The 19,713-nt window shown below is 71.4% G+C and carries 24 protein-coding genes and 1 pseudogene; 11 read left to right on the forward strand and 14 right to left on the reverse strand.

Going from position 1 to position 19,713, the window contains the following annotated elements:
* Positions 1-101: 101 nt before the first annotated feature.
* The gene (locus ACFCY1_RS04720; protein WP_375873503.1) at positions 102-1,109 is read left to right on the forward strand and encodes a GlxA family transcriptional regulator; all 1,008 of its coding nucleotides are present in this window, start codon (positions 102-104) and stop codon (positions 1,107-1,109) included.
* A 51-nt stretch (positions 1,110-1,160) separates the two neighbouring features.
* Here the strand turns inward: ACFCY1_RS04720 and ACFCY1_RS04725 are convergent, their stop codons facing one another.
* The 6 genes from ACFCY1_RS04725 to ACFCY1_RS04750 all read right to left on the reverse strand — a co-directional run bounded on the left by ACFCY1_RS04725 (position 1,161) and on the right by ACFCY1_RS04750 (position 6,206).
* Positions 1,161-1,460 (reverse strand): SMI1/KNR4 family protein, encoded by a 300-nt coding sequence (locus tag ACFCY1_RS04725; protein ID WP_375873504.1) that lies wholly within the window; start codon positions 1,458-1,460, stop codon positions 1,161-1,163.
* Positions 1,461-1,864: 404 nt separating this feature from the next.
* The gene (locus ACFCY1_RS04730) at positions 1,865-2,473 is read right to left on the reverse strand and encodes a DUF6000 family protein (RefSeq protein WP_375873505.1); all 609 of its coding nucleotides are present in this window, start codon (positions 2,471-2,473) and stop codon (positions 1,865-1,867) included.
* A gap of 196 nt (positions 2,474-2,669) precedes the next feature.
* Positions 2,670-3,239 (reverse strand): DUF6434 domain-containing protein, encoded by a 570-nt coding sequence (locus tag ACFCY1_RS04735; RefSeq protein ID WP_375873506.1) that lies wholly within the window; start codon positions 3,237-3,239, stop codon positions 2,670-2,672.
* A 303-nt stretch (positions 3,240-3,542) separates the two neighbouring features.
* Positions 3,543-4,013 carry a DIP1984 family protein gene (locus tag ACFCY1_RS04740; protein WP_375873507.1) on the reverse strand — a complete coding sequence of 157 codons (471 nt, stop codon included), beginning with the start codon at positions 4,011-4,013 and terminating at the stop codon, positions 3,543-3,545.
* 534 nt (positions 4,014-4,547) lie between these two features.
* Positions 4,548-5,225 (reverse strand): GNAT family N-acetyltransferase, encoded by a 678-nt coding sequence (locus ACFCY1_RS04745; protein WP_375873508.1) that lies wholly within the window; start codon positions 5,223-5,225, stop codon positions 4,548-4,550.
* A 105-nt stretch (positions 5,226-5,330) separates the two neighbouring features.
* Positions 5,331-6,206: an NAD(P)H-binding protein gene (locus ACFCY1_RS04750; protein WP_375873509.1), complete on the reverse strand. Its 876-nt coding sequence runs from the start codon at positions 6,204-6,206 to the stop codon at positions 5,331-5,333.
* A gap of 116 nt (positions 6,207-6,322) precedes the next feature.
* Between ACFCY1_RS04750 and ACFCY1_RS04755 the strand changes: the two genes are divergently transcribed.
* The 3 genes from ACFCY1_RS04755 to ACFCY1_RS04765 all read left to right on the forward strand — a co-directional run bounded on the left by ACFCY1_RS04755 (position 6,323) and on the right by ACFCY1_RS04765 (position 8,174).
* Positions 6,323-6,925: a TetR/AcrR family transcriptional regulator gene (locus ACFCY1_RS04755; RefSeq protein ID WP_049649926.1), complete on the forward strand. Its 603-nt coding sequence runs from the start codon at positions 6,323-6,325 to the stop codon at positions 6,923-6,925.
* Between the two features lie 114 nt (positions 6,926-7,039).
* Positions 7,040-7,582: a GNAT family N-acetyltransferase gene (locus ACFCY1_RS04760; protein WP_375873510.1), complete on the forward strand. Its 543-nt coding sequence runs from the start codon at positions 7,040-7,042 to the stop codon at positions 7,580-7,582.
* Positions 7,583-7,739: 157 nt separating this feature from the next.
* Positions 7,740-8,174: an ester cyclase gene (locus ACFCY1_RS04765; protein WP_375873511.1), complete on the forward strand. Its 435-nt coding sequence runs from the start codon at positions 7,740-7,742 to the stop codon at positions 8,172-8,174.
* A gap of 201 nt (positions 8,175-8,375) precedes the next feature.
* Here ACFCY1_RS04765 and ACFCY1_RS04770 read toward each other — a convergent pair whose 3' ends face one another.
* Entirely contained in the window at positions 8,376-9,227 is an 852-nt protein-coding gene (locus tag ACFCY1_RS04770; RefSeq protein ID WP_049649923.1) for an NAD(P)H-binding protein, read from the reverse strand.
* Between the two features lie 136 nt (positions 9,228-9,363).
* Positions 9,364-10,245 (reverse strand): SDR family oxidoreductase, encoded by an 882-nt coding sequence (locus ACFCY1_RS04775; protein WP_375873512.1) that lies wholly within the window; start codon positions 10,243-10,245, stop codon positions 9,364-9,366.
* Positions 10,246-10,331: 86 nt separating this feature from the next.
* On the opposite strand from ACFCY1_RS04775, the gene ACFCY1_RS04780 reads away from it, so the two are divergent.
* Complete coding sequence (locus ACFCY1_RS04780; RefSeq protein WP_375873513.1) at positions 10,332-10,910, forward strand: TetR/AcrR family transcriptional regulator; 579 nt, start codon at positions 10,332-10,334, stop codon at positions 10,908-10,910.
* Between the two features lie 136 nt (positions 10,911-11,046).
* On the opposite strand, the gene ACFCY1_RS04785 is transcribed toward ACFCY1_RS04780, so the two are convergent.
* Positions 11,047-11,352, reverse strand: coding sequence for a hypothetical protein (locus tag ACFCY1_RS04785; protein WP_375873514.1), 306 nt, complete (start codon positions 11,350-11,352; stop codon positions 11,047-11,049).
* Between the two features lie 185 nt (positions 11,353-11,537).
* On the opposite strand from ACFCY1_RS04785, the gene ACFCY1_RS04790 reads away from it, so the two are divergent.
* A complete protein-coding gene (locus ACFCY1_RS04790) occupies positions 11,538-11,858 on the forward strand; it encodes a hypothetical protein (protein ID WP_375873515.1) in 321 nt (106 codons plus the stop codon).
* Positions 11,859-11,956: 98 nt separating this feature from the next.
* Positions 11,957-12,463: a nucleotidyltransferase domain-containing protein gene (locus ACFCY1_RS04795; RefSeq protein ID WP_375873516.1), complete on the forward strand. Its 507-nt coding sequence runs from the start codon at positions 11,957-11,959 to the stop codon at positions 12,461-12,463.
* Positions 12,464-12,684: 221 nt separating this feature from the next.
* Here the strand turns inward: ACFCY1_RS04795 and ACFCY1_RS04800 are convergent, their stop codons facing one another.
* Entirely contained in the window at positions 12,685-13,299 is a 615-nt protein-coding gene (locus ACFCY1_RS04800) for a hypothetical protein (protein WP_375873517.1), read from the reverse strand.
* Positions 13,300-13,709: 410 nt separating this feature from the next.
* Between ACFCY1_RS04800 and ACFCY1_RS04805 the strand changes: the two genes are divergently transcribed.
* Positions 13,710-16,109, forward strand: coding sequence for a serine/threonine-protein kinase (locus ACFCY1_RS04805; RefSeq protein ID WP_375873518.1), 2,400 nt, complete (start codon positions 13,710-13,712; stop codon positions 16,107-16,109).
* Positions 16,110-16,305: 196 nt separating this feature from the next.
* Here the strand turns inward: ACFCY1_RS04805 and ACFCY1_RS04810 are convergent, their stop codons facing one another.
* On the reverse strand, positions 16,306-16,953 hold the full coding sequence (locus ACFCY1_RS04810; protein ID WP_375873685.1) for an NADPH-dependent F420 reductase: 648 nt from the start codon (positions 16,951-16,953) through the stop codon (positions 16,306-16,308).
* 77 nt (positions 16,954-17,030) lie between these two features.
* Here ACFCY1_RS04810 and ACFCY1_RS04815 point away from each other — a divergent pair, with 77 nt between their 5' ends.
* The 3 genes from ACFCY1_RS04815 to ACFCY1_RS04825 all read left to right on the forward strand — a co-directional run bounded on the left by ACFCY1_RS04815 (position 17,031) and on the right by ACFCY1_RS04825 (position 18,374).
* The gene (locus ACFCY1_RS04815) at positions 17,031-17,402 is read left to right on the forward strand and encodes a winged helix-turn-helix transcriptional regulator (protein WP_375873519.1); all 372 of its coding nucleotides are present in this window, start codon (positions 17,031-17,033) and stop codon (positions 17,400-17,402) included.
* Between the two features lie 153 nt (positions 17,403-17,555).
* Positions 17,556-17,966, forward strand: a complete 411-nt coding sequence (locus tag ACFCY1_RS04820; RefSeq protein ID WP_375873520.1) for a VOC family protein — start codon at positions 17,556-17,558, stop codon at positions 17,964-17,966.
* A 36-nt stretch (positions 17,967-18,002) separates the two neighbouring features.
* Positions 18,003-18,374, forward strand: coding sequence for a hypothetical protein (locus ACFCY1_RS04825; protein WP_375873521.1), 372 nt, complete (start codon positions 18,003-18,005; stop codon positions 18,372-18,374).
* Positions 18,375-18,389: 15 nt separating this feature from the next.
* On the opposite strand, the pseudogene ACFCY1_RS04830 reads toward ACFCY1_RS04825, so the two are convergent.
* From ACFCY1_RS04830 to ACFCY1_RS04840, 3 genes and pseudogenes are all read right to left on the reverse strand, one after another.
* Positions 18,390-18,646, reverse strand: a pseudogene (locus ACFCY1_RS04830) (transposase).
* 32 nt (positions 18,647-18,678) lie between these two features.
* Entirely contained in the window at positions 18,679-19,230 is a 552-nt protein-coding gene (locus ACFCY1_RS04835) for a hypothetical protein (RefSeq protein ID WP_375873522.1), read from the reverse strand.
* 14 nt (positions 19,231-19,244) lie between these two features.
* Positions 19,245-19,679 carry an ATP-binding protein gene (locus ACFCY1_RS04840; protein ID WP_375873523.1) on the reverse strand — a complete coding sequence of 145 codons (435 nt, stop codon included), beginning with the start codon at positions 19,677-19,679 and terminating at the stop codon, positions 19,245-19,247.
* Positions 19,680-19,713 lie beyond the last annotated feature (34 nt).

Genomic DNA, 19,713 nt, shown 5'->3' on the forward strand with positions numbered 1-19,713 from the left:
CATCGGTAAGCCGTGTGCGGGAAAACCGCATGCACGGATTGAAAGGGGACGGAGGAACCGGGCTCGCAGGAGCACCGCGCCTCCAACTACCAATGCCTGCGATGGAACCCTGTGGTCCCCTCGGTCCTGGCGGCCCCGGCGCCCGGCCGCCGCACCGCGTCGTCGTCCTCGCCCTCGACGGCGTCTACCCCTTCGAGCTGGGCATCCCCAACCGGGTCTTCCCCGGGGTGCCGGGCGCGTACGAGGTGGTGACGTGCGCGGCGACGGAGGACCGGACGGTCGCGACCAGCGCCGACTTCACCATCACCGTCGGGCACGGGCCCGAGGCCCTGGAGAGCGCCGACACCGTCGTCATCCCGCCGTACGCCCTGCAGCGCGCCACCGCCGACCTGCCGGAGCCCGAGCGCGCGGCCCTCGCCCGGATCCGCCCCGGCACCCGCATCGTCTCCATCTGCACCGGCGCGTTCGCGCTGGCCGCCGCCGGCCTCCTCGACGGACGCCCCGCCACCACCCACTGGGCCCTGGCACCGGCCTTCCGCCGGATGTACCCCCGGGTCGCCCTGGACGCCGACGTGCTCTTCGTCGACGACGGCGACATCCTCACCTCGGCGGGCGCCGCCTCCGGCCTCGACGTCTGCCTCCACCTGGTGCGCTCCGACCACGGCAGCGCCGTCGCCAACCAGGTCGCCCGCCAGTGCGTGGTCCCGCCCTGGCGCGAGGGCGGCCAGGCCCAGTACATCGAACAACCGGTGCCCCCGGAAGGCACCAACGGCACCGCCGCCACCCAGGCCTGGGCCCTCCAACACCTCGACCGCCCGCTCGCCCTCCGCGAGCTGGCCGCCCACGCCCGGATGAGCCCGCGCACCTTCGCCCGCCGCTTCCAGGACGAGACCGGCACCAGCCCGGGCCGCTGGCTGATCCAGCAACGCCTCCACCGCGCCCGCCACCTGCTGGAGACCAGCGACCTCCCCGTCGACCGCATCGCCACCGAGATCGGCTTCGCCACCGGCGCCTCCCTCCGCCAGCACCTCCACGCCGCGATCGGCGTCTCCCCTCAGACCTACCGCACCACCTTCCGCGGCCACCCCGGCCCCCCAACCCCACCCTGACCACCGCCCGACGTAGGAAGTCGGCAGGCCCGACTTCCCACGTCGAATCGTTCAAGTCCCGAGTCCCGCGGAACGGTCGTCCCTGGAGTTCATCGTGAAGAGCCCGCAGTCCTCCAACGGGATCAGCCCGTAGTACGGAGAGGCACCACTGCCGCCCAAGTCGGTGAGGAAGTCCCGATAGGCCTCCGGGAGTTCCACGCCGTGCTCGGCCTGAAAGGCGTCCATCCGACCATCGGTGAGGCGTGGGCCGAGACGAAATCCGTGCCGTTCCTTCCCGAAGGAGTAGTTCCGATCGGGCACGTAGGGGATACGTGCCAACTTGCGTCGCAGCCGCGGGATGCGGGAGTCCATGCGCGTTCTTCTCTCGTGTCGCCCCGCAATCTACCGCCCACACCAGAACTCATCCCACGAGCAGGACTCGCTTCCGCACTACCCGGACTCCCGGGCCGCCGTTCAACTCCGCCGCCGTGGCCGGGACGGCGACGCCCCTGGCCCCGGCCGACTCAACTCTCCTCCCAACCCGGCCACCGCGAGCACAGGAAGTCGGCGGGATCGACTTCCCACGTCGAGCGGTTGGGGCTCAGGACTCCTCGCCTCGAAACCAGCCTCGCCGGCGCCAACGACAAGCTCGTCCAGACGGACGCCGTCACAGCCCGCACGGCTTCGGCGGTTGATCTCGGGATGCCCACCTTCAACCAGATCGCGGGATACGCCACCCGCCACCCGACACTGTTCTCCACTTCATGAGCGACAGATCAAGCACCCCAAGGCTCGCACCAGGCGTCGATCGCTTCTCTGGAACTGTCCGCCCATGCGGTCGCCGTCCCGCGAGTATGCGGAAGCGCATCGACCCAGCGTTCCCAGAGGCCGTCCGGAGCAAGGAATCGCTCGGCGTGACGTGTGCCCAGCTGGGAATCCAGCCTCATGAGAGCTCCAAGGGCGGATCCCTGGTCGTACCGGCATTCCAATCGTGGAAGATAATGATCCAAATAGGACACAAGGATCTCGGCGTCATCCTGGCTGCCGAATCGGGCAAGCGCAAAGCAGTAGCCCTGGCCTGCATAGGTGAGTTCACTGGCCAGCAAGAGGCGTCCGATGCGGTCACGCCACTCAACCCGTCTGGCCACACCGACCAGCCACGCAGCGGTCAGCCGGGCACGCCATTCATACCCGAAAAGTGCCCTGATCTCCTGGGTGCTCGCCTGGAGCGAGTCAGCTTGCAGTGAGCCCATGAAGGCGTCCCGCGCTTCCTCCCCAAGGTGGAGGAAACCACCTCCCAGCAGTTCGAGGTATCGCCTTTCACCAGCGACATACCGGGCTACGACATGCCCCTGGCCAACTTCCTGAGGATGCTGCACGCTCATGGCCGCATCATGACCTGCCGAGGAGGCAACCCCACAAGCGGGGTCTTGCGAGACCCGGTCCGTGCCTGACCCAGGTGATCGACCTCTCGCTCATCCAACGGCGGGGCAGGGCGACGAACCCCTTGGCGGTCTTCGGCCGGCTGCCCGTCCGGCTACGGCCGATGGCGTGGCTCGTCATCGATGTGCAGGGGGCCGGTCACTCCGGGGCCGGGGTGCGGGGTCGGGCGCGGTGGGTGCGCCAGGCGGTGAGGGCTTCGGTGTGGGTGCCGGCCGGGTGGGAGATGTGCCAGGCGCGGAGGAAGCGGTTGAGTTCGAACTGTGGGCCGATGTCCTGGGGTTGGGCGGCGGACTGGCGGGTGGTGTGCCAGTGGGTGGTGGCGTCGGCCAGGGTGCGCCCGGCGGATTCGGCGATGAAGGTGCGCATGTGGGCGTCGAAGTGGAAGGCTGGGCCGATCTCGCGGCGGAAGTACTCGCGCAGGACTTGGCTGCACCGCTGGCCCTCGGGGATGACGGTGGATCCGTCGACCGGGGCGGCGAGTTGGCGGCCGGCCTTGCGTGCGCGGGGTGGGGCGGTGGGTGGGGCGGCGCCGTCGAGTGCGGCTCGTAGCCGCTCCGTCAGTGCTGCCTTTCCGCCGCCGCGCGGCACGCCGAGTTCTCGGGCGAGCGTGGTCAGTTCGGCCAGTGTCCAGTACCAGCGGGCCAGTTCGTCCCCGCTCAATGCCGTGGTCGGTTCCGGTCGAGTATCAGCGCCTGTATGCGAACTCATGTCCCTATGGTAAGGGGGGATAATCGTCCGGTGATTCACGGAGAACCCCTGGGTGCGGTGGGAGCCGCGATGTGGAAAGCCCCGAACCCGCCCTCGCCGCTTCGGATCTGCACATGGTGATGTGCTGTGTGATGTGCACTGTTACCTGTACGCGGTGCTGAGCTGCGCTGTTGGTGGGGAGTTGAACCCCGCGTTGCTCTTCACGCGCCAGGAGTGGGCCGGAGTACCGCCGGCTCTCGGTGTGTGCACGCCTCCGAAGCTGCTACCTGCTCCACATCGCGTCCCGTCATTCTGCCGGACTGGTCAGTCCAGCAGGTCGACTTCCCAGTTGGTCCGCTGGATCCGCACGTCGACCTCGCGGATGTCCCGGGCGAGTGCGTCCGCCTGGGCGCGCAGGTCCGCGACCGGGAGTGCGGAGAGCATCATCAGCTCGGACCGGAGCTGCCGGCCGTATCCCCGTTCGCCGGTACCCGCCGCCGCGTCGGCCGCTGCGGTGACCACGGAGTGGCGCAGCCGCAGGACGTCCCGGCGCGCGAGGGCGTCGGTGAGCGTGCCGTCCGGTCCCATCTCCACGGTGGCGTTGGTTCGGTTGATCCGCCGGATCAACGCTTCGAGGGCGTCCAGCACTTCACCGACTTCGGCCAGCAACTGGGCCGCGTCCTCGGCGGGGGTCTCCCCCTCCTGGTGCCGCGCGCTGCTGACGACGCGCGCCCGCAGCTGTTCTATTCGGCGCGTCGCCTCCGCGCGTTCTGCCAGTGCCTCGGCAAGTTTCACCGCCTGCACCTCCTTTCCGTGAGTTCGCACGAGTATAGGAGTGCGTGCCGGGGTATCCGCACCTGGTTTTTGACCGTTTGAAAGCCGTCGGGAATTCCTTCAATCCTGATGTCCGGCGGGTCCGGGTTCTACCGGGTCGATCTCGGAGCATGGGATGATGTCATCCATGACGTGCATTCGAAGGGGCCATGCCGCGTAGAACACCGGCTTCACTTCGGCCGCGCGCACGCGGCTGGGGGAGTCCCTGGGTGCGGTATCGCGATGTCCCGGGTCTTTCGGGGGCGGCCAACGCCGCCGTCCGTGTGCTTGAGCGGGAGCGGTTGGCTCCGGGCATGGTGTCAGTGGCGCTGAGCGTGTGGTCCGTGCGTGTCCATGGCACCGAGCGCCGGTGGAGGCGGTGGGAGGCCGAGTTCACCTGTCCGTGCTGTGGGTCGGGCTGGGCCCGGGACACGTTGCAGGAGGCTCTGTTCATGCTTCCGCCAGGGGCTGCGGGCGAACTCCGGGTTCAGCTGGATCGCCTGGACGCGGTGCTGCTCAGGCGGACGCATCATGAGCCGACGGCGGACGCCGGGTTGGCGTGGTGGCATCGCAGGTGCTGATGGGCCCGGGGCCTGGACCGTGGCGTCCGGGCAGGCTCTCACGGGACGTTCCTGCGAGGTCGGGCGGGGGCGGTTGCGGCCGGTCCGCCCGCAGGAGCCGGCCCTTGCCGCCGGCGAACCCGATGCCCTGGAAGGAGGCGCCGAACTCCGCCTGCTCGAAGCCGAGTTCCCGGTGCAGGTCGAGCGAGGCGCGGTTCCTGGCGGAGATGAAGCACCAGACCGTCGAGTCCCGTTCCCAGGCCCATTCCATCCGGCGCCGGGTCAGCAGCCTCGCCAGGCCCCGGCGCCGCCAGGCGGCATCCACTGTGACGCCGGTCAGGTAGTGGCCGGCCGGGGCGCCGTCCGCCGGGTGCGCGGGCAGGTAGGCCGCACTCGCGTACCCGACGGCTTCACCGGAGGCCTTCGCGGTGACGACCAGGCTGCGCTCGCCATGGAGTGCCCGGTGGATGCGGTCCGCCCATTCGTCCGCCGAGCCGCCGCGCGCCCGGGCCTGCAGCTCGGCCAGCACGGGTACGTCGTCCCCGGTGGCCTCCGCCACCACGGCGGCCACCGGTGCGTGCCGTTCGGCCGGGTCGGGGGCGTAGGCGGCGAACCGCGGATCCGTCCCTGCCATGTCGTCCCTCCCGCCGGGCCGGTGCTGTCCTGGCCCGCCACGCTAGGGCGGCCGACGCGGCCCCCGCTACCCGGCCGACGGCTCGGGCGATGACTTGGGCGAAGGTCAGGTCGACGGGGTCGGGCCCGGCCTGAACGCGTCGGCGTGGTCGGCGACCCACCGGGAGAACGGCCTCGGCGGTACTCCGAGGATGTCGGACACCGCGGAGGTGAGGTACGCGGGCCTTCCGATCGTCGCGCCCCAGGCGTTGAGCAGCATGTCGACGGCCGGGCGCGGTGCCTTTCCGTCCATCGCGCCGCGGAACTCGTCCGGCGACAGCTCCTCGAACCTGGTCGGGCGTCCGAGGACGTTCCCGATGATCTCCACCTGCGCCGCCTGGCTCAGGGACTCGGGGCCGGTGAGGACGTAGTCGCCGCCGGCGTGTCCGTCCTCGTAGAGGGTGCGGGCCGCGACGGCCGCGATGTCACGGTCGTCGACGGGGGCGGTCTCGGCGGCGCCGTACGGCCAGCGGACCACCTCGCCGGCGCGGATGGCGGGTGCCCACCAGGCCAGGGAGTTCGATGCGAACATCCCCGGCCGGATGATCGTCGATTCGAGGCCGGTGGCCGCGATGAGTCGCTCGATCTCGGCGTGGAGCACCGCCATGGGGTTCGGCTGCCGGAAGAAGGGGTGGGGTGTCTGGTGCGGTGAGGAGAGGAGGACGACGCGCTGCGCGTGGGCGGCCAGGCGCTCGACGACTGCCGCGGCGGTCGGCGGCGGTGCGGTCCAGAGGAGGAAGACGGCGCCGACGCCCCGCAGTGCCCCGTCGAGGGAGGCGGGCACGGTGAGATCGCCGGTGACGACGTCGACGCCGGGCGGCAGCGTCGCCGCCGCTTCGGGGCGACGGGTGAGGGCGCGGACCGGTACGCCCGCGGTGAGGAGTTCGTCGACGACTCCGCGCCCGATCCGGCCGGTGGCCCCGGTGACGAGCACCGGCGGCATGGGGGTTCGTGCGGTGTCTCGTGCGGCGTTTCGTGTGCTGTTCGGCTTGGTCACTCCTCCAGGAAATCGTTACTCGGTTAAAAACGCAACCTGGTCATTAATGTTATGCTGTTCAGGTGATCGAGCCGACGGGGCTGCGCGCCCGCAAGAAGGCGCGGACCCGTGACGCCATCGCCGAAGCGGCGGTCTCACTGTTCCTGGCGCACGGATTCGACCAGGTCTCGGTCAGCGACATCGCCGCCGTGGCCGAGGTCTCCAAGCCGACCCTCTTCCGGTACTTCCCCACCAAGGAGGACCTGGTCCTTCAGCGGTTCGCGGACCACCAGGGCGAGGCCGCGCGCGTCGTGCGCGACCGCCCGTCCGACGTCTCGCCGATGGCGGCACTGCACGCGCACTTCCTGGACGGCCTCGATCGGTTCGAACCCGTCACCGGCCTCAACGACCATCCAGCGGTGGTGGATTTCCACCGTCTGGTGTTCACCACGCCGAGCCTGGCGGGGCGGCTCCTGCAGTACATGCTCGCGGACGAGCAGGCGCTGGCCGAGGCCCTCGACCCGGGCCCGGACGTCCAGGCGCGGTTGAGGGCGGCCCAGGTGATCGCGGTCCAACGGGTGCTCGCCCGCGCCAACTGGCAGAAGATCGCCGACGGGCGGAGTGCCCGCGACGTGCGGCCCGAGGCCGTCGCCGACGCCGACCAGGCCTTCGCCCGCCTGCGGTAGCGGGTCCGGATGCGGCCTTCGTACAAGTTCCCTTGGTGCCCGGTTCCGTAGGTGCCCGCTGCCCCCTGCCCGGTGACGCTGGCGGAGAGCCCCTCGGCGATCCAGAATGATCGGATGATCAGGCTTGAGACTCCCCGTTTGGTCCTGCGTCGCTGGCGCGAGGAGGACGTCGCGCCCATGGCCGCCGTCAACGCCGACCCCGAGGTCATGCGGTGGATCCGTGACGGCAGCGTCCGTGACGAGCAGCAGACCCGCGACGGGATCCGGGCGTGGGAGGGGGAGTGGGAGGCGCGGGGCTTCGGCCTGTTCGCCGTGGAGATCCGCTCCACCGGCGAACTGGCCGGGTTCACCGGCCTTTCGGTGCCCTCCTACCTGCCGGAGGTACTGCCGGCGGTCGAGGTCGGCTGGCGGCTGGGACAAGCCCACTGGGGGCGGGGCCTGGCCACCGAAGCGGCCGCGGCCGCCGTACGGTTCGGCTTCGAGGAGCGGGGGCTGGAGCGGATCGTCAGCATCGCCCAGGTGGGCAACGACGCCTCCGAGCGGATCATGACCAAGCTGGGGATGCGGCTGGACCGCGAGACCGTCAATCCCACCGGCGGCCGGCGAGTCCGGGTCTTCGCGTTGTCGGCGGACCAGTACGTCCCAACTGCCCTTTGACGGCGGGCCCGCACGGCGGCTTTCCGCACGGCTGCTTTCCGGGTGAACGTCCACGGCGGCCGCGCGTGCCGAGGACGTGGCGTGGGGAGCGGGCGGGCGACGATGCGGGCGTCGTGCGCCGCTCCGGCGGCGCGACCGTACGCAGGGAGAGGTGCCCATGTCCATCGAAGAGAACAAGAGGCTGGTCCGCCGGTTCTACCAGGAGGTGGACGCCGGCAACCTGGATGCCATGGACGACCTCGTCGCCGAGGACTACCAGGACCACTCGCCGCCGCCGTTCCCGGGGCTCGCCGCCGGCCGGGAGGGCTTGAAGCAGGCGTTCCGCCTGTTCTGGGAGGCCACGCCCGGAGTCCACGAGATCGAGGACCAGATCGCGGAGGGCGACAAGGTCGTGACCCGGCTGACGGGCCGTGGGATGTGCGTGGGGGACCTCCCGGGCATCCCGGCGACCGGCCGGCCGATCACGATGACGGCGACGGTGATCCACCGCATCGAGAACGGGAAGCTCGCCGAGAAGTGGTCGGACAAGGACGTCCTCGGCTTCCTCCAGCAACTGGACGTGATCCCGCCGCTCGGCGGGTCCCCGGAGTAGCCCGCTGCGCCCTCGGAACGGTTCAGATGGTGTTCCTGGTGACGAAGTCGGCGGCGGCGTCCACCATCTGTCGGCGGCTCGCGCAGACGCGCACACACGAGGGTGGCCTTCGCGGACGGGACGCCGCCCGCGAAGACCACCCTCGGCAGTGCGCGCCGTGCTGGTGATGACCCGACACGTCGGCCGGTCGGTACGACGGGCTCAGCGGAAGTCGTCGGCGTGGTCGACGGCCCACTGGGCGTAGGCGTGTGCCGGGGCGCCGGTGATCTTTTCGGCGATGACGGAGGTCACGGCCGCGACACCGTCGGCGGCGGCCCACTGGCCGACGATCGCCTCGGCCACGACCGGGTGCATGGTCCTGGCGACGTCCGCGCGGGCCTGCTCGTGGGAGACGTGCTCGACCCGGATGGGACGGCCGATGGCCTCGCCGATGTGCTCGACCTGGCGTCGCAGGGTCAGGGACTCGGCCCCGTGGACGGTGTAGGCCTGGTGCGAGTGGCCCGGTTCGGTGAGGGCGGTCACCGCCAGCGCCGCGATGTCCTTCTCGTGCACCGGCGCCGACTGCGCGAGCGGATAGGGGAGGCGGACGACGTTGCCGGTGCGGATCGATTCGGCCCACCAGGTACGGGTGTTGGTCGCGAACGTCCCCGGCCGGAGGAACGTCCAGTCCAGGCCGGACCGTTGGACGGCCTGCTCGATCGTGCGGTTCAGGCGGGCGACCGGGTGGTCGGCGGCGGGGTCCAGGACGACCGCCACCGACGAGAGCAGGACCACCTGCCGGATCCCGGCCGCCGCGGCCGCCGCGGTGACCTTCTCGATGTCGTAGGGCTTCTGGGGGTCGAGCATTCCGTACAGGAACAGCTTGTCGGCACCGTCGAGCGCCGCGGGCAGCGTCTCGGGACGGTCCAGGTCGGCGACGACCGCTTCGTACCCGGGCGTCGGGCCCGTGGCCGGGGTCCTGCTGACCGCTCTGACCTGCTCGCCGGCGGCCAGCAGGCCGTCGGCGACATGACGACCGACGTTGCCGCGGGCGCCGAAGACGACTGCCACCATGATGGAACCTCCTGCTTGGTGTGGACCTTCTGCTTGGTGTGGACCTTGCTGTGGACGTGAAGTGCCGTACGGGAGCGGGCGGTTGCGAGCTGCGCCGCTGCGGGTCCGCCCCCGATCGCGGATCGCCGATCGCCGGTCAGGGCCGGATGTTCTCCAGGTCCGCCAACAGGCCGGGCTGCCGCGGCTCCCAGCCGAGCGCCTGGCGGGTGCGGGCGCTGGACGCGGGCTGGTCGGCCCGGAAGATCGGGCCGAGCGGGCCGTAGGTCTCCTCCGGCACCGACTGGACCGGCAGGCCCAGTCGTCGGCCGATGACGGCCGCGATGTCCCGCACCTCGTCCCCCTCGTCGGCCACGGCGTGCCAGGCGGTACCGGGCTCCGCCCGCTCCAGGGCGATCCGGAAGAGGGCGGCCGCGTCGAGCGCGTGGACGGCGGGCCAGCGCTGGGTGCCGTCGCCGGGGTAGCCGGAGACGCCGCTGCGGCGCGCGATGTCGGTCAGCAGGCCGGCGAACCCGCCCGCGCCCTCGTTGTGGACCGTGCGCGGCAGACGGACGGAGGTGCTCCGGACTCCGCGCGAGGCCAGGCCGAGGATCGCCGTGACCGTGCGACCGCGGCCGCCGACCGGCCCGTCGGTCGGCACCGGGTCGGCCTCGGTGGAGGCGCGGCCCGGCACGTGGGGCGTACCCGAGACGGTGACCAGGGGGCGGTCGCTGCCGAGGAGCTCCTCGCCGAGGGTGGTGAGGGCGGCGGTCTCCTCGGCGACGTTCCGGGCGAGGGCCTCGGGGCTGCTGAAGTCGTTGCCGAAGGCCAGGTGGATCACCCCGTCGGCCTGGGCGGCGCCGGAGCGCAGCACGTCCAGGTCGGCGAGGCCTCCCCGCAGCGGCTCGGCGCCGGCCGCCTCGGCGGCCCGGGCGGAGGCGTCGGAGCGGGCGAGCGCGAGGACGGTGTGGCCGTTGCCGAGGAGTTCGGCGACGACGGCGGAGCCGATCAGACCGGTGCCGCCGGTGACGAAGACGCGCATGGGAATCCTCCCGGAAGTGATGGGACTCTTGTCCCATCACCGTAGCAGGATGATGGGACAAGAGTCCCATCACATATGCTGAACCCATGAGTCGATGGGAACCAGGTGCGCGTGAACGCCTCGTCGTGGCCGCGGTCGACCTGTTCACGGAGCAGGGGTACGACGCCACGACGGTCGCGCAGATCGCCGAGCGCGCTGGGGTCACCAAGAGCACCTTCTTCCGGCACTTCCCCGACAAGCGCGAGCTGCTGGTCGCCGGGCAGGAGACGCTGAGCCGGCTGCTGACCGAGGGCATCGCCGAAGCGCCCGGTGACGCCAGCCCGCTGGAGGCCGTCGCCGCCGGTCTCGAGCGCGCCTCGACCGCGATGGGCCCGGCCACCCGCGAACTCGCCCCCCGTCTGAAGGCGGCCATCGCCGCCAGTGCCGAGCTTCAGGAGCGTGACACCCTCAAGACCGTCAGCCTCGCGGCCGCGATGACCGCCGCGCTGGTCGCCCGCGGCGTACCCGATCCGATCGCGGCCCTCGCGGGTGAGCTGGGCGTCCTCGCCTTCAAGCGGGGGTACGCCGAATGGGCCGAGGGCGACGGTGGCGCAGAGCAGGAGCTCGCCGGGTACGTCCTGGCGGCCCTGGACGAACTGCGCGCGGCGAGCGCATCGCTGGGCTGACCGGAAGGTCATCGTCCAGCGCCGGCGCGGCGGACGAGAAGCAGGCCTGACAGCTGCGGATTCGCGGTCGGGACGCCCGCGAAGCTCACCCCCCAGGGCCTCACGCCATGCGGTTGATCAACGATCCGACGCCTCCTCAGGCCGCGATGTCCTGGCCGATCGCCCGCAGGACGTCGGCGAGCCACACCAGGTGGTACCCCACCGCGCGATCCGGCTCGGCGAGGAGGTCGGTCAGGTGCTGCCAGGACTCGGAGAGCTGACCGATCGTGAGCTCGTCCGGGGCTCGGTAGACGTCGTAGAGGCCGTCCGGGGGGACGGACCAGAAGTAGTCCTTGTCCAGGGCGACGGTGTCGCCGGTTGTGGCGGCCTCGATGTGGCGCAGTACCAGGTCGAACGATCGGCGCAGGTCGGCAAGGGGGATGGACAGGGGTTCATCGGCCATGGAGATCAGTATCGGGCCTGTGCGACGGAGCTCGCTCCGACTTTTCCGGCCGCCCGGCTCGGATCACCAAGCGGCTGCACAGGAAGTCGGCGGGGTCGACTTCGTGTGCGCGGGGGTGGTTGGGAGCTTGGGCTGAGCACGTCGGCCGCCCGCACGGTGTGCTCGGCGCTGTGAAAGGCTGGGGCATGTCCTCTCACCTGCGGTTCTTCTTCGAGTACGGCGTCGACACCCCGTTGTGGCCGGGCCCTCACAGCGCTCCCGACCTCGACAGCCCCTACGAATACCCCTGTGTCCTGGAGAAGCTGCCCATCACCCCGGCCACCCGGAACGAACTCACCAGACTCGCCGACCTGTACCAGTCCTCCCTCGACTGGGACCACCCGGCCGGCCCCTCGCCCTGGACCCGGGACCAGCAGGAATCGTTCCGAAGCGAGGCCGACGTGGCGCTGGAGGCGCTGCGCCGCGAGCTGGGCGACGACTGGACGGTCGAGGACCGCAGGCACTGAACCCGCGCTCGCGGGCCGGGCCGTAGCCGGTGGCGAACTGCGCCGGACCGGCGGGTATCTCGGTGGCGACAGCTCGTCCGCACTGCCAGAGTGCCCTGATGCTGAAGGAATCCGATGTACTCGAAGTGCTGGACCTGCTCAAGAGCGCAGGGGCCGCAGCCTGGGTGGACGGCGGCTGGGGTGTGGACGCCCTGATCGGGGAGACGACCCGAATCCATGCGGACCTCGACCTGGTCGTCCTGTTGGACCAACTGGACGTGGTGCGAGACGCGCTGGCCGAGGCCGGGTTCACGGAGGTCCTGCGGGACTGGCTGCCCGCCGCGCTTGCCGTCGCGGACGGTGCCGGCCGGGAGATCGACCTGCACCCCGTCCTCGGCTCCTCCCGCGAGGGCGGGGTGCAGCTTCTCCCGGGCGGTGAACGGTTCCACTACCCGCCGCCGGTGACCGGGACCATCGGCGGGCGCCGGGTCCCGTGTGTCGACGCGGCGACGCAGGTGCGGTGTCACCTCGGCTATGAAGCCACGGACAAGGACCGACAGGACATGGCACGGCTGCACGCCGGCACAGGAGTCGAGCTTCCCCTGGACTACATGCCTGCGCCCTGAAGGCCGTTGCTCCGATCTTGAGGGCTGCCGCTCGGACGGGAGTCTCGATCGGGTGGCTCCGGCGGACCTGGGCCGGTGGTCGGAAGGGCAAGGGGTGGAGTTGAGCGGCTGAGTCGGGGCTGCGCAGGAAGTCGGCGGGGTCGACTTCCTGCGCGCGGCGGGTGGTTGGGGGCCTGGCCGTGGCGGCAGGGGGTCGGCCGGGGCTGGCCGTGTCCGCGGATTCAGTGCGGTAGGTGCTTCGACCAGTCTCCTCCGGGGCGGTAGGCGCGGCCGTCGCCGAGCTGCCTCGTCCCGCCGGGAACGACGTCGTCGTGGTACGGGTACTGTTCCGTCACCGCCGCGAGCAGGAACTCCAGGAAGCCGCCCTCGAAGAGGTCCCACTCCCGCATCGAGTCGAACTTGGCGGCCACCGGCCAGCGGTCCGGGTCCGGGCCCCGCATCAACCAGAAGAACTGGTCGGAGTTGTAGTTGTTCGCCCATTTCAGCAGCCCGCCTTCGGCCGGGAACAGCGGGTACGGGCACTCGTCGTAGTCCCCGTCCTCGTAGGCTTGGGCCAGCATGGCGCAGTATCCGTAGGGGTCCGTCGTGTAGAACAGGAATCCCTCGAAGCCGAGCGGCTGCCAGGCCTTGGGACTGGGCGCCGCCGACGGTGCGTAGATGTGCAGTTCGTCGCTGATGCTGACCATCCCGTAGCGGTCGACGAACGCCCGGTAGTCCGCAGGCAGTTGGAAACCGAGTACCTCGGGCCCGAGCTCCCAAGGGACCGGGACCACTCCGCCCGCGGGCGGTGGCCCGATGACCGCGCCGAGCCGGCCCAGTGTCTCCTCGATGTCCACGTCCACTCCCGTCAGCCGTTCGTTCCGGCCGGAGGCTATCCGCTGCCGGTGACACCGGAGGCGGGCGGCCCCACTTCCCTGCCCGGCCGACCAGCGGGCCGTCAAGGCGAGCCGCCGGTCCGTGGGGTTCGTCTCGGGGGCGAGGTCCTGGAGTGGCCGACCGGGCGGTCCGGCGCGAACCGGCGCGAACCAGGGAGGACCGGCGCGAACCGGAGCGGTCCGGCGCGGCCCGGCCCGGCGCGGGCATCGGGGCCGGGCACCGGACGGTTGCGGTTCGGGGTCCGAACCGTGGCACACCCTCGCTATGCTCGGCACTCGATCTGACGTTCCGTCACCATCCGACCGCGTAAGGGTTTCGCATGGACTCGAGTTCCGCACCGAACAGGCTCGTCGGCGGACGGTTCAGGCTGGTGAGAGCTCTGGCGGCCGGGGGCATGGGCCAGGTCTGGGAGGCCAGGGACGAACTGCTGGATGCCGAGGTCGCGGTGAAGGAGGTCCGTTGGGAGGAGGACCTCTCCGAGGACGAGCACGAGCAGGCCATCGCCCGGGCCATGGCGGAGGCCCGCCACGCGGCCGCGCTCCGCGACCACCCCAACATCGTGACGGTGCACGACGTGGTGGTGGAGGACGGCGGCCCGTGGATGGTGATGCGGCTGGTCCGCGGCCGTTCGCTGGCACAGGTGCTCCGGGCCGACGGGCCGTTGGAGCCGGAGCGGGCCGCCGAGGTGGCCGTCGGGGTGCTGCGGGCGCTGGCCGCCTCGCACCAGGTGGGCATCCTCCACCGCGACGTGAAGCCGTCGAACATCATGCTGGCCGACGACGGCGGGGTGCTGCTGGCCGACTTCGGCCTCGCGAAGACCCACGCGGGCACCGTGCTGACCACCACCGGGGGCCTGGTCGGGACGCTGGACTACATCGCACCGGAGCGGCTGGCCCACGAGCCGGACACCCCGGCCGTCGACCTGTTCAGTCTCGGCGCGACGCTGTACGAGGCCGTCGAGGGGGTGCCGCCGTTCCGGCGGGAGACGACCGCGATGACGCTCGCCGCCATCGCGCTCGCCCTCGTCCCGCCGCCTCAACGGGCTGGCCGGCTGGCTCCGTTGATCACCGCGCTGCTCTCCCGGGACCCGGCCGGACGGCCTGACGCTGTGGCGGGGCTGGCCATGCTCGACGGCCCCGGACCGGCGGTTGGGGACGCCGCTCCGCAGCACGACCCCGGAGCGGCGGAACCGACCGGCGGACCGGCGGGCGCCGCCACGCCCACCGAGCTCGACCTCCCGGCGGCCCCTCCGGTCACCCCTCCGGCGACGCCGACGGCGACATCGACACCGACGGTGACGGCGACATCGACGCCAGCAGCGACGCCGACACCGACGGTGACGGCGACATCGGCATCGGCACCGACACCGACGGCGACACCCACACCCACACCCACACCGACCGCGCCCCGCCCCGGACGGCTGCGGGAGCCCCGGACCCGGATCGCGCTGGCCACCGCGGTCGTCGTCTGCGCGTCGGTCCTGTCCTGGGCCCTGCTCCGGAGCGATGACGACGCCGGCCACGGTGCCGCCGCCACGGCTTCCTCGCCCGCCCGGGACACCGGGGCCCCCTCGGCCTCCTCCGCCCCCTCGCCCTCCGCGACACCCTCGGCCTCCGCGCCCGCCCAGGACGCCGCCGCCACGACGGCCCCGGCGACGCCCGGGAACGCGGCCGGTCCGGCGGTGGCCGACGACCAGCACCTCCGTGTCTTCACGGCGTACAAGGGCCAGCAGCTCCTGGAGAGCTACGTGGACCTCGACCACGAGGCGGCGAAGCTCCGGAACATCCCGTACCCGGGCCAGGTCAGGGTGGTGGACTTCGCACTGAAGTCCGATGACCCCAACATCCCCCAGGTGCTGACCGGCACCCGCCCGGTGGCGCTGCTCGACAAGAACATCGTCCGGGTGTTCTTCGTGAGTTCCGCGAACAAGCACCTGGTGGAGGCCCGGTTGGAGCCGGAGCCCGGGGTCAAGTGGAAGTTCGCGGACCTCGGTGGTCAGGAGGTCCGCAGCACTCCGACCGCGGCGGTACTGGACGGGATGGTCAACGTGTTCACCGTCGGAGTGGACAACCACCTGCGGCGGTCCTACCTGGACGGCTCGGGCTGGGGCAGGCAGGACCTACAGGACGACCTCGGGGTCCTGAGCCAGGAGCAGCAGCCCGCCGAGCCGGTTGCCGCCGGCACCGCGCCGGTGGCGGTGGTGGCGGACAAGGTCCTCAGGGTGTACACGATCACGGAGCGCCAGCAGCTCCAGGAGGCGTCGCTGAAGTCCGGCGAGAAGTGGAACATCTTCCCCATGACCGGCGTGCCGTCGTCCGCCATGACGCCGACCGCGGTGGTGCACGACGGGGTGACGAGCGTCTTCACCGTCAACAGCGGCGACGGCCATCTCTCGGAGGCCCGGCTGACGCCTCCGGGGACGTCGGCGGGCGGCACGCAGGGTGCCGGGTGGGGGCGCCGCGACCTGACCAAGGACTTCCGGGTGCCGGCGCCGCGCTCCGCCCCGGCGGCCCTGGTGCACGGCGGGACCACCAGCCTCTTCCTGGTCGACGGGAACGGCCTGCTGACCGAGACGAAGGCGGCGGGCGACGGGTGGACGCCACAGGCCTCCCTGGCGAACGCCGGTGTTCAGCAGGTGGCCGACGGCTTCGAGCCGGCGGTGGTGGACCACGGCGGCGTCACCCGTGTCTACACGGCCCGCCGGAGCGACGGGGAGCTCCAGGAGACCGCGTTGCGGAACGGCACGTGGAGCACCGAGGTCGTGGAGTGAGCGGGGCGGCCCGGACGGCGCCGGCCGTCCGGGCCGCCGGTCTTCCGCCACGTCCATGGACGCGGCGATCACCCCCGCGACCAGCACGTGCTGTACGGGAGGGGTCGGCAGAGCGGTCCCCGCACCAGTCGGCTGCGTGAGAAGTCGGCGGGTCCGACTTCCCGTGCGGGCGGGGTTGGTTGGGAGCTATCGCAGATCAGGAGGGATCGACGCCCGCGTACTCCAGCGGCGGCGCGATCGCCTGGGCGTCCGCGCCTTCGCCCACCCACAGGCCGATCAGGAAGGCCGCCGTCGCCTCCAGGAGGCCCGCCCGGTCGAGCCCGCCGCCGTTGAGCGGTACGCAGCCGAGGTCGCGAACGAGGTGTCCGACGGCGTCGAGGGCCGGCGCGTCGTCGCCGCAGAGCGGCACCGCGAGGGGGCGTCCGTCGAAGACGGTCGGGGTCCTGCGCCACACGCTCTCGTGGCAGAGGTTGAACGCCTTGACCACGGACGCGCTGGGCGCCGCGGCCGCGACGCGCTCGGCGGCCGACGGCCCGCCGCGGGTCTCCAGGACGAAACCCGGGGCGATCGGGTTGGTGCAGTCGACCAGCGTCCTTCCCCGCGCGGCGTCGGCCAGGTCGGAGACCACGCCGATCGCCGCCGCGTACGGCACGGCCAGCAGCACCGCGTCCAGGCCGTGTTCGACCGCGTCCCGCGGAGTCCCCGCCCGTCCGCCGAGCTGGCCGGCGAGGGCGGCGGCGCGGCCCGTGTCCCGTCCACCCACCAGCACGTCGTGCCCGGCCCCCGCCCACCGGGTGCCCAGCACCCGCGCCATTGCGCCGGTACCGATGATCCCGATCCTCAACATGACCAACCTCCTTGTGACGACCTGCCAGTCGGAACAGGGAGACAGTAGGAAAGTCCTGGGGCACCATCTGGTAAGTGATCCCTGACCACGGCTTCCTCGCCGACTGCCGAGCCCGGCTCGCCTTCGACCTGCTCGCCAACACCTGGAACGCCGTCCTGGTGTGGGCGCTGCGCGACGGGCCCGCGCGGCCCGGCGAACTGCGCGAGCGGATCGGCGGGATCAGCCCCAAAGTCCTCACGGAGACGCTGCGCCGGCTCCAGTCCGACGGGTTGGTGGAACGCCGCGCGTACGCCGGGTCGCCGCCGCGCGTGGAGTACACCCTCACCGGGTTGGGGCGGACACTCCTGGAACCGATCGAGGCGTTCGGCGCCTGGGCCTTCGAACACGGCGAGGACGTGATGGCAGCCCGGGACCGGGCGGAGGCAACCGGGCACGGTCGCTACTGACGCCGATCACGACGGCACAGCCGGAGCGCCAAGCGGCTCCGCCGAAGCCCGCTGCCGATCCGAACCTGCGGTACGAACCCGGCCGCCCCTGGTGAACGGGGTCTGGGGGCGCCTGTCTCGAAGTCGGGTGTGAGCCTGTGGCAAGATCGCGGGATGCTGCGACTCACCGATTTCATCATCGACTGCCCGGACACGATGAAGCTGGCGGCTTTCTACTCCGAGGTGACGGGCCGTCCGATCAAGGAAGGCAGCTCGGCGGACTGGGCCGGCATCCAGTTCGGCGAGATCGAGCTGGCATTCATCCGGGTGGACGACTACCGCGCTCCGCAGTGGCCCGACAGCGAGCACCCCAAGCAGTTCCACCTCGACTTCGAAGTGGACGAGATCGGGCCCGAGCAGCGCCGCGTCCTCGACCTCGGCGCGACGCTGAGGCAGGACTTCATCGGCCCCAACGGCTACGGCTGGCAGGTCTACACCGACCCGATCGGCCACCCCTTCTGCCTGTGCCGCAACAAGGGCGTCATCTGGACCGACCAGGGCCCGATCTGGCCCGAGCGCGGCTGACGCGGCCTTGGTGAAGTCGGCTGCTGATCCTTTGACATGACGACGATCCTGCGGCATCCCCGACCTGGGTTCATGTGGGATTGGTGGGCAGTGGACGCCCACGGTTTCCTCGTGCAGTTCAGTTGCGGGCCCGCACCTGAGCCTCTACTGGTGCATGTAGACCGTGTCGACGCTGCGGCTGCATGGGCCGAGGAGAACCGTCCCGCATGGTTCAGCCACGCCCCCTCATCGCTTCACGCCTTCAGCTGCGACGGCGAGCTACCGGTCTACACCCGCAACAGCGTCCCGGACTCCCCGCTGCGACTGTCCGACGCCCCGGCAGCCGTCGCGGAGGTTGCGGCCCTGGTTGAACTGCACAAAGCAGTGGGAGACGCCTGGACGGTCTACCTCGACGAGGGATGGGTCTAGGCAGCCCGGCTGGAGTCACCTGGCCGACCGGATGACGACGGCGGCGATGGCCCACGTGCCGTCGGCGGCCCACTCCCGCAGCCGGTTGTGGGCGCCCTTCCACGAGCCGAAGCGCTCAGGCAGATCCATCCACGGCACCCGGTGCGGTACTTGAAGGCGATCGCGCCGATCACCTGCCGGTGATCACGCCACTGCCCTCCCCGCCGAGGTGTCGGATCCGGCGGTAACGGCTCGATCCTTGCCCACTGGGTGTCAGTCAATGACGCACACATCAACCAGCGATCGGATGATCCGAAGGAACGGCCTAGGTTCGGGCGGCTCGGGCGCGGCAGTGGGCGAGGGCGTACTTGATGCGGGTCTCGGAGTGGTGGGTGGTGGTGAGGAGTTCGCCGGCCGTGACGAGGGTGGCCCAGTACAGGGCGGGGTCGCCGGTGCGGGGCATGGGGCGGGCGGCGGTGAGGGAGAGGTACGCGGTGGTGAGGTTGCCGGTGGTGAACCAGCGCTGGAGACCGTGCTGGTGGCCGGGGCGGATGCCGCCCATGGCGTCGACGGCGGTGATGAAGAGGTCGACGACGGCGAGTTCGGTGTCGGTGAGGGACTTGGGGATGTCGAAGACTCCGAGGGCTTCGAGGAGTTCGCCGGTGTCGGTCTCGGAGTCGGGGCGGGGGTCGGCGAGCAGGGCGTCGTAGCAGTCGTTGAGGCGGCGGGTGGTCTCGGCGAGGGGGATCGACAGGGCGAGGCAGACGGCGCGGGCGGAGGGCAACGGCTTGCGGGTGCGGCGGGCGAGGAGGGCGTAGGTGTCGGCGGGGGTCCGGCCGCGGGAGAGGGCGTGGCGGGCCAGGGTCGTGAGGTGCATGGGGGTGACGGCTTTCAGGCGGTGGCGAGGGCGGAGACGGGGGCCGGGGCGATGAGCACCCAGACGAACTTGCCGATGTCGTCGGGTCGGGAGGTGCAGCCCCAGCGTTCGGCGAGCTCGTTGACGAGGAACAGGCCGCGCCCGTGCTCGTCGGAGGGGGTGGGGGAGTGGAGGGACGGTCGGCCGCTGCCGGCGTCGTGGACCTCCAGCCGGAGGCGGGAGTTGACGATGTTGAAGCGGATCTCGATGTGGCGGTCGTCGGGGGCGTCGGAGTGCTGGACGGCGTTGGCGAAGAGCTCGCCGAGGAGGAGTTCGGCGGTGTCGGCGTAGCGGTCGCCGGAGGGCAGGCCCGCGAGATAGGCCCGGAGCAAGTACCTCGCCAGGGGCGTGGATTCGATGCAGGAGTCGAGACGCGCGACGAAGGCACGGGGCCGGCGGGACATGAGCATGGGGACACCTCATGGGGGCAGAGGGGGCGTGCGA

The organism is Kitasatospora sp. NPDC056273, from assembly GCF_042268845.1.
GTDB lineage: Bacteria > Actinomycetota > Actinomycetes > Streptomycetales > Streptomycetaceae > Kitasatospora.

Bases quoted from the DNA above. Each gene is read 5' to 3' on its own strand.
- ACFCY1_RS04720 (WP_375873503.1), top strand. From the start codon at position 102: ATGGAACCCTGTGGTCCCCTCGGTCCTGGCGGCCCCGGCGCCCGGCCG.
- ACFCY1_RS04725 (WP_375873504.1), bottom strand. From the start codon at position 1,460: ATGGACTCCCGCATCCCGCGGCTGCGACGCAAGTTGGCACGTATCCCC.
- ACFCY1_RS04730 (WP_375873505.1), bottom strand. From the start codon at position 2,473: ATGAGCGTGCAGCATCCTCAGGAAGTTGGCCAGGGGCATGTCGTAGCC.
- ACFCY1_RS04735 (WP_375873506.1), bottom strand. From the start codon at position 3,239: ATGAGTTCGCATACAGGCGCTGATACTCGACCGGAACCGACCACGGCA.
- ACFCY1_RS04745 (WP_375873508.1), bottom strand. From the start codon at position 5,225: ATGGCAGGGACGGATCCGCGGTTCGCCGCCTACGCCCCCGACCCGGCC.
- ACFCY1_RS04750 (WP_375873509.1), bottom strand. From the start codon at position 6,206: ATGCCGCCGGTGCTCGTCACCGGGGCCACCGGCCGGATCGGGCGCGGA.
- ACFCY1_RS04760 (WP_375873510.1), top strand. From the start codon at position 7,040: ATGATCAGGCTTGAGACTCCCCGTTTGGTCCTGCGTCGCTGGCGCGAG.
- ACFCY1_RS04765 (WP_375873511.1), top strand. From the start codon at position 7,740: ATGTCCATCGAAGAGAACAAGAGGCTGGTCCGCCGGTTCTACCAGGAG.
- ACFCY1_RS04770 (WP_049649923.1), bottom strand. From the start codon at position 9,227: ATGGTGGCAGTCGTCTTCGGCGCCCGCGGCAACGTCGGTCGTCATGTC.
- ACFCY1_RS04775 (WP_375873512.1), bottom strand. From the start codon at position 10,245: ATGCGCGTCTTCGTCACCGGCGGCACCGGTCTGATCGGCTCCGCCGTC.
- ACFCY1_RS04780 (WP_375873513.1), top strand. From the start codon at position 10,332: ATGAGTCGATGGGAACCAGGTGCGCGTGAACGCCTCGTCGTGGCCGCG.
- ACFCY1_RS04785 (WP_375873514.1), bottom strand. From the start codon at position 11,352: ATGGCCGATGAACCCCTGTCCATCCCCCTTGCCGACCTGCGCCGATCG.
- ACFCY1_RS04790 (WP_375873515.1), top strand. From the start codon at position 11,538: ATGTCCTCTCACCTGCGGTTCTTCTTCGAGTACGGCGTCGACACCCCG.
- ACFCY1_RS04795 (WP_375873516.1), top strand. From the start codon at position 11,957: ATGCTGAAGGAATCCGATGTACTCGAAGTGCTGGACCTGCTCAAGAGC.
- ACFCY1_RS04820 (WP_375873520.1), top strand. From the start codon at position 17,556: ATGCTGCGACTCACCGATTTCATCATCGACTGCCCGGACACGATGAAG.
- ACFCY1_RS04825 (WP_375873521.1), top strand. From the start codon at position 18,003: ATGACGACGATCCTGCGGCATCCCCGACCTGGGTTCATGTGGGATTGG.
- ACFCY1_RS04835 (WP_375873522.1), bottom strand. From the start codon at position 19,230: ATGCACCTCACGACCCTGGCCCGCCACGCCCTCTCCCGCGGCCGGACC.
- ACFCY1_RS04840 (WP_375873523.1), bottom strand. From the start codon at position 19,679: ATGCTCATGTCCCGCCGGCCCCGTGCCTTCGTCGCGCGTCTCGACTCC.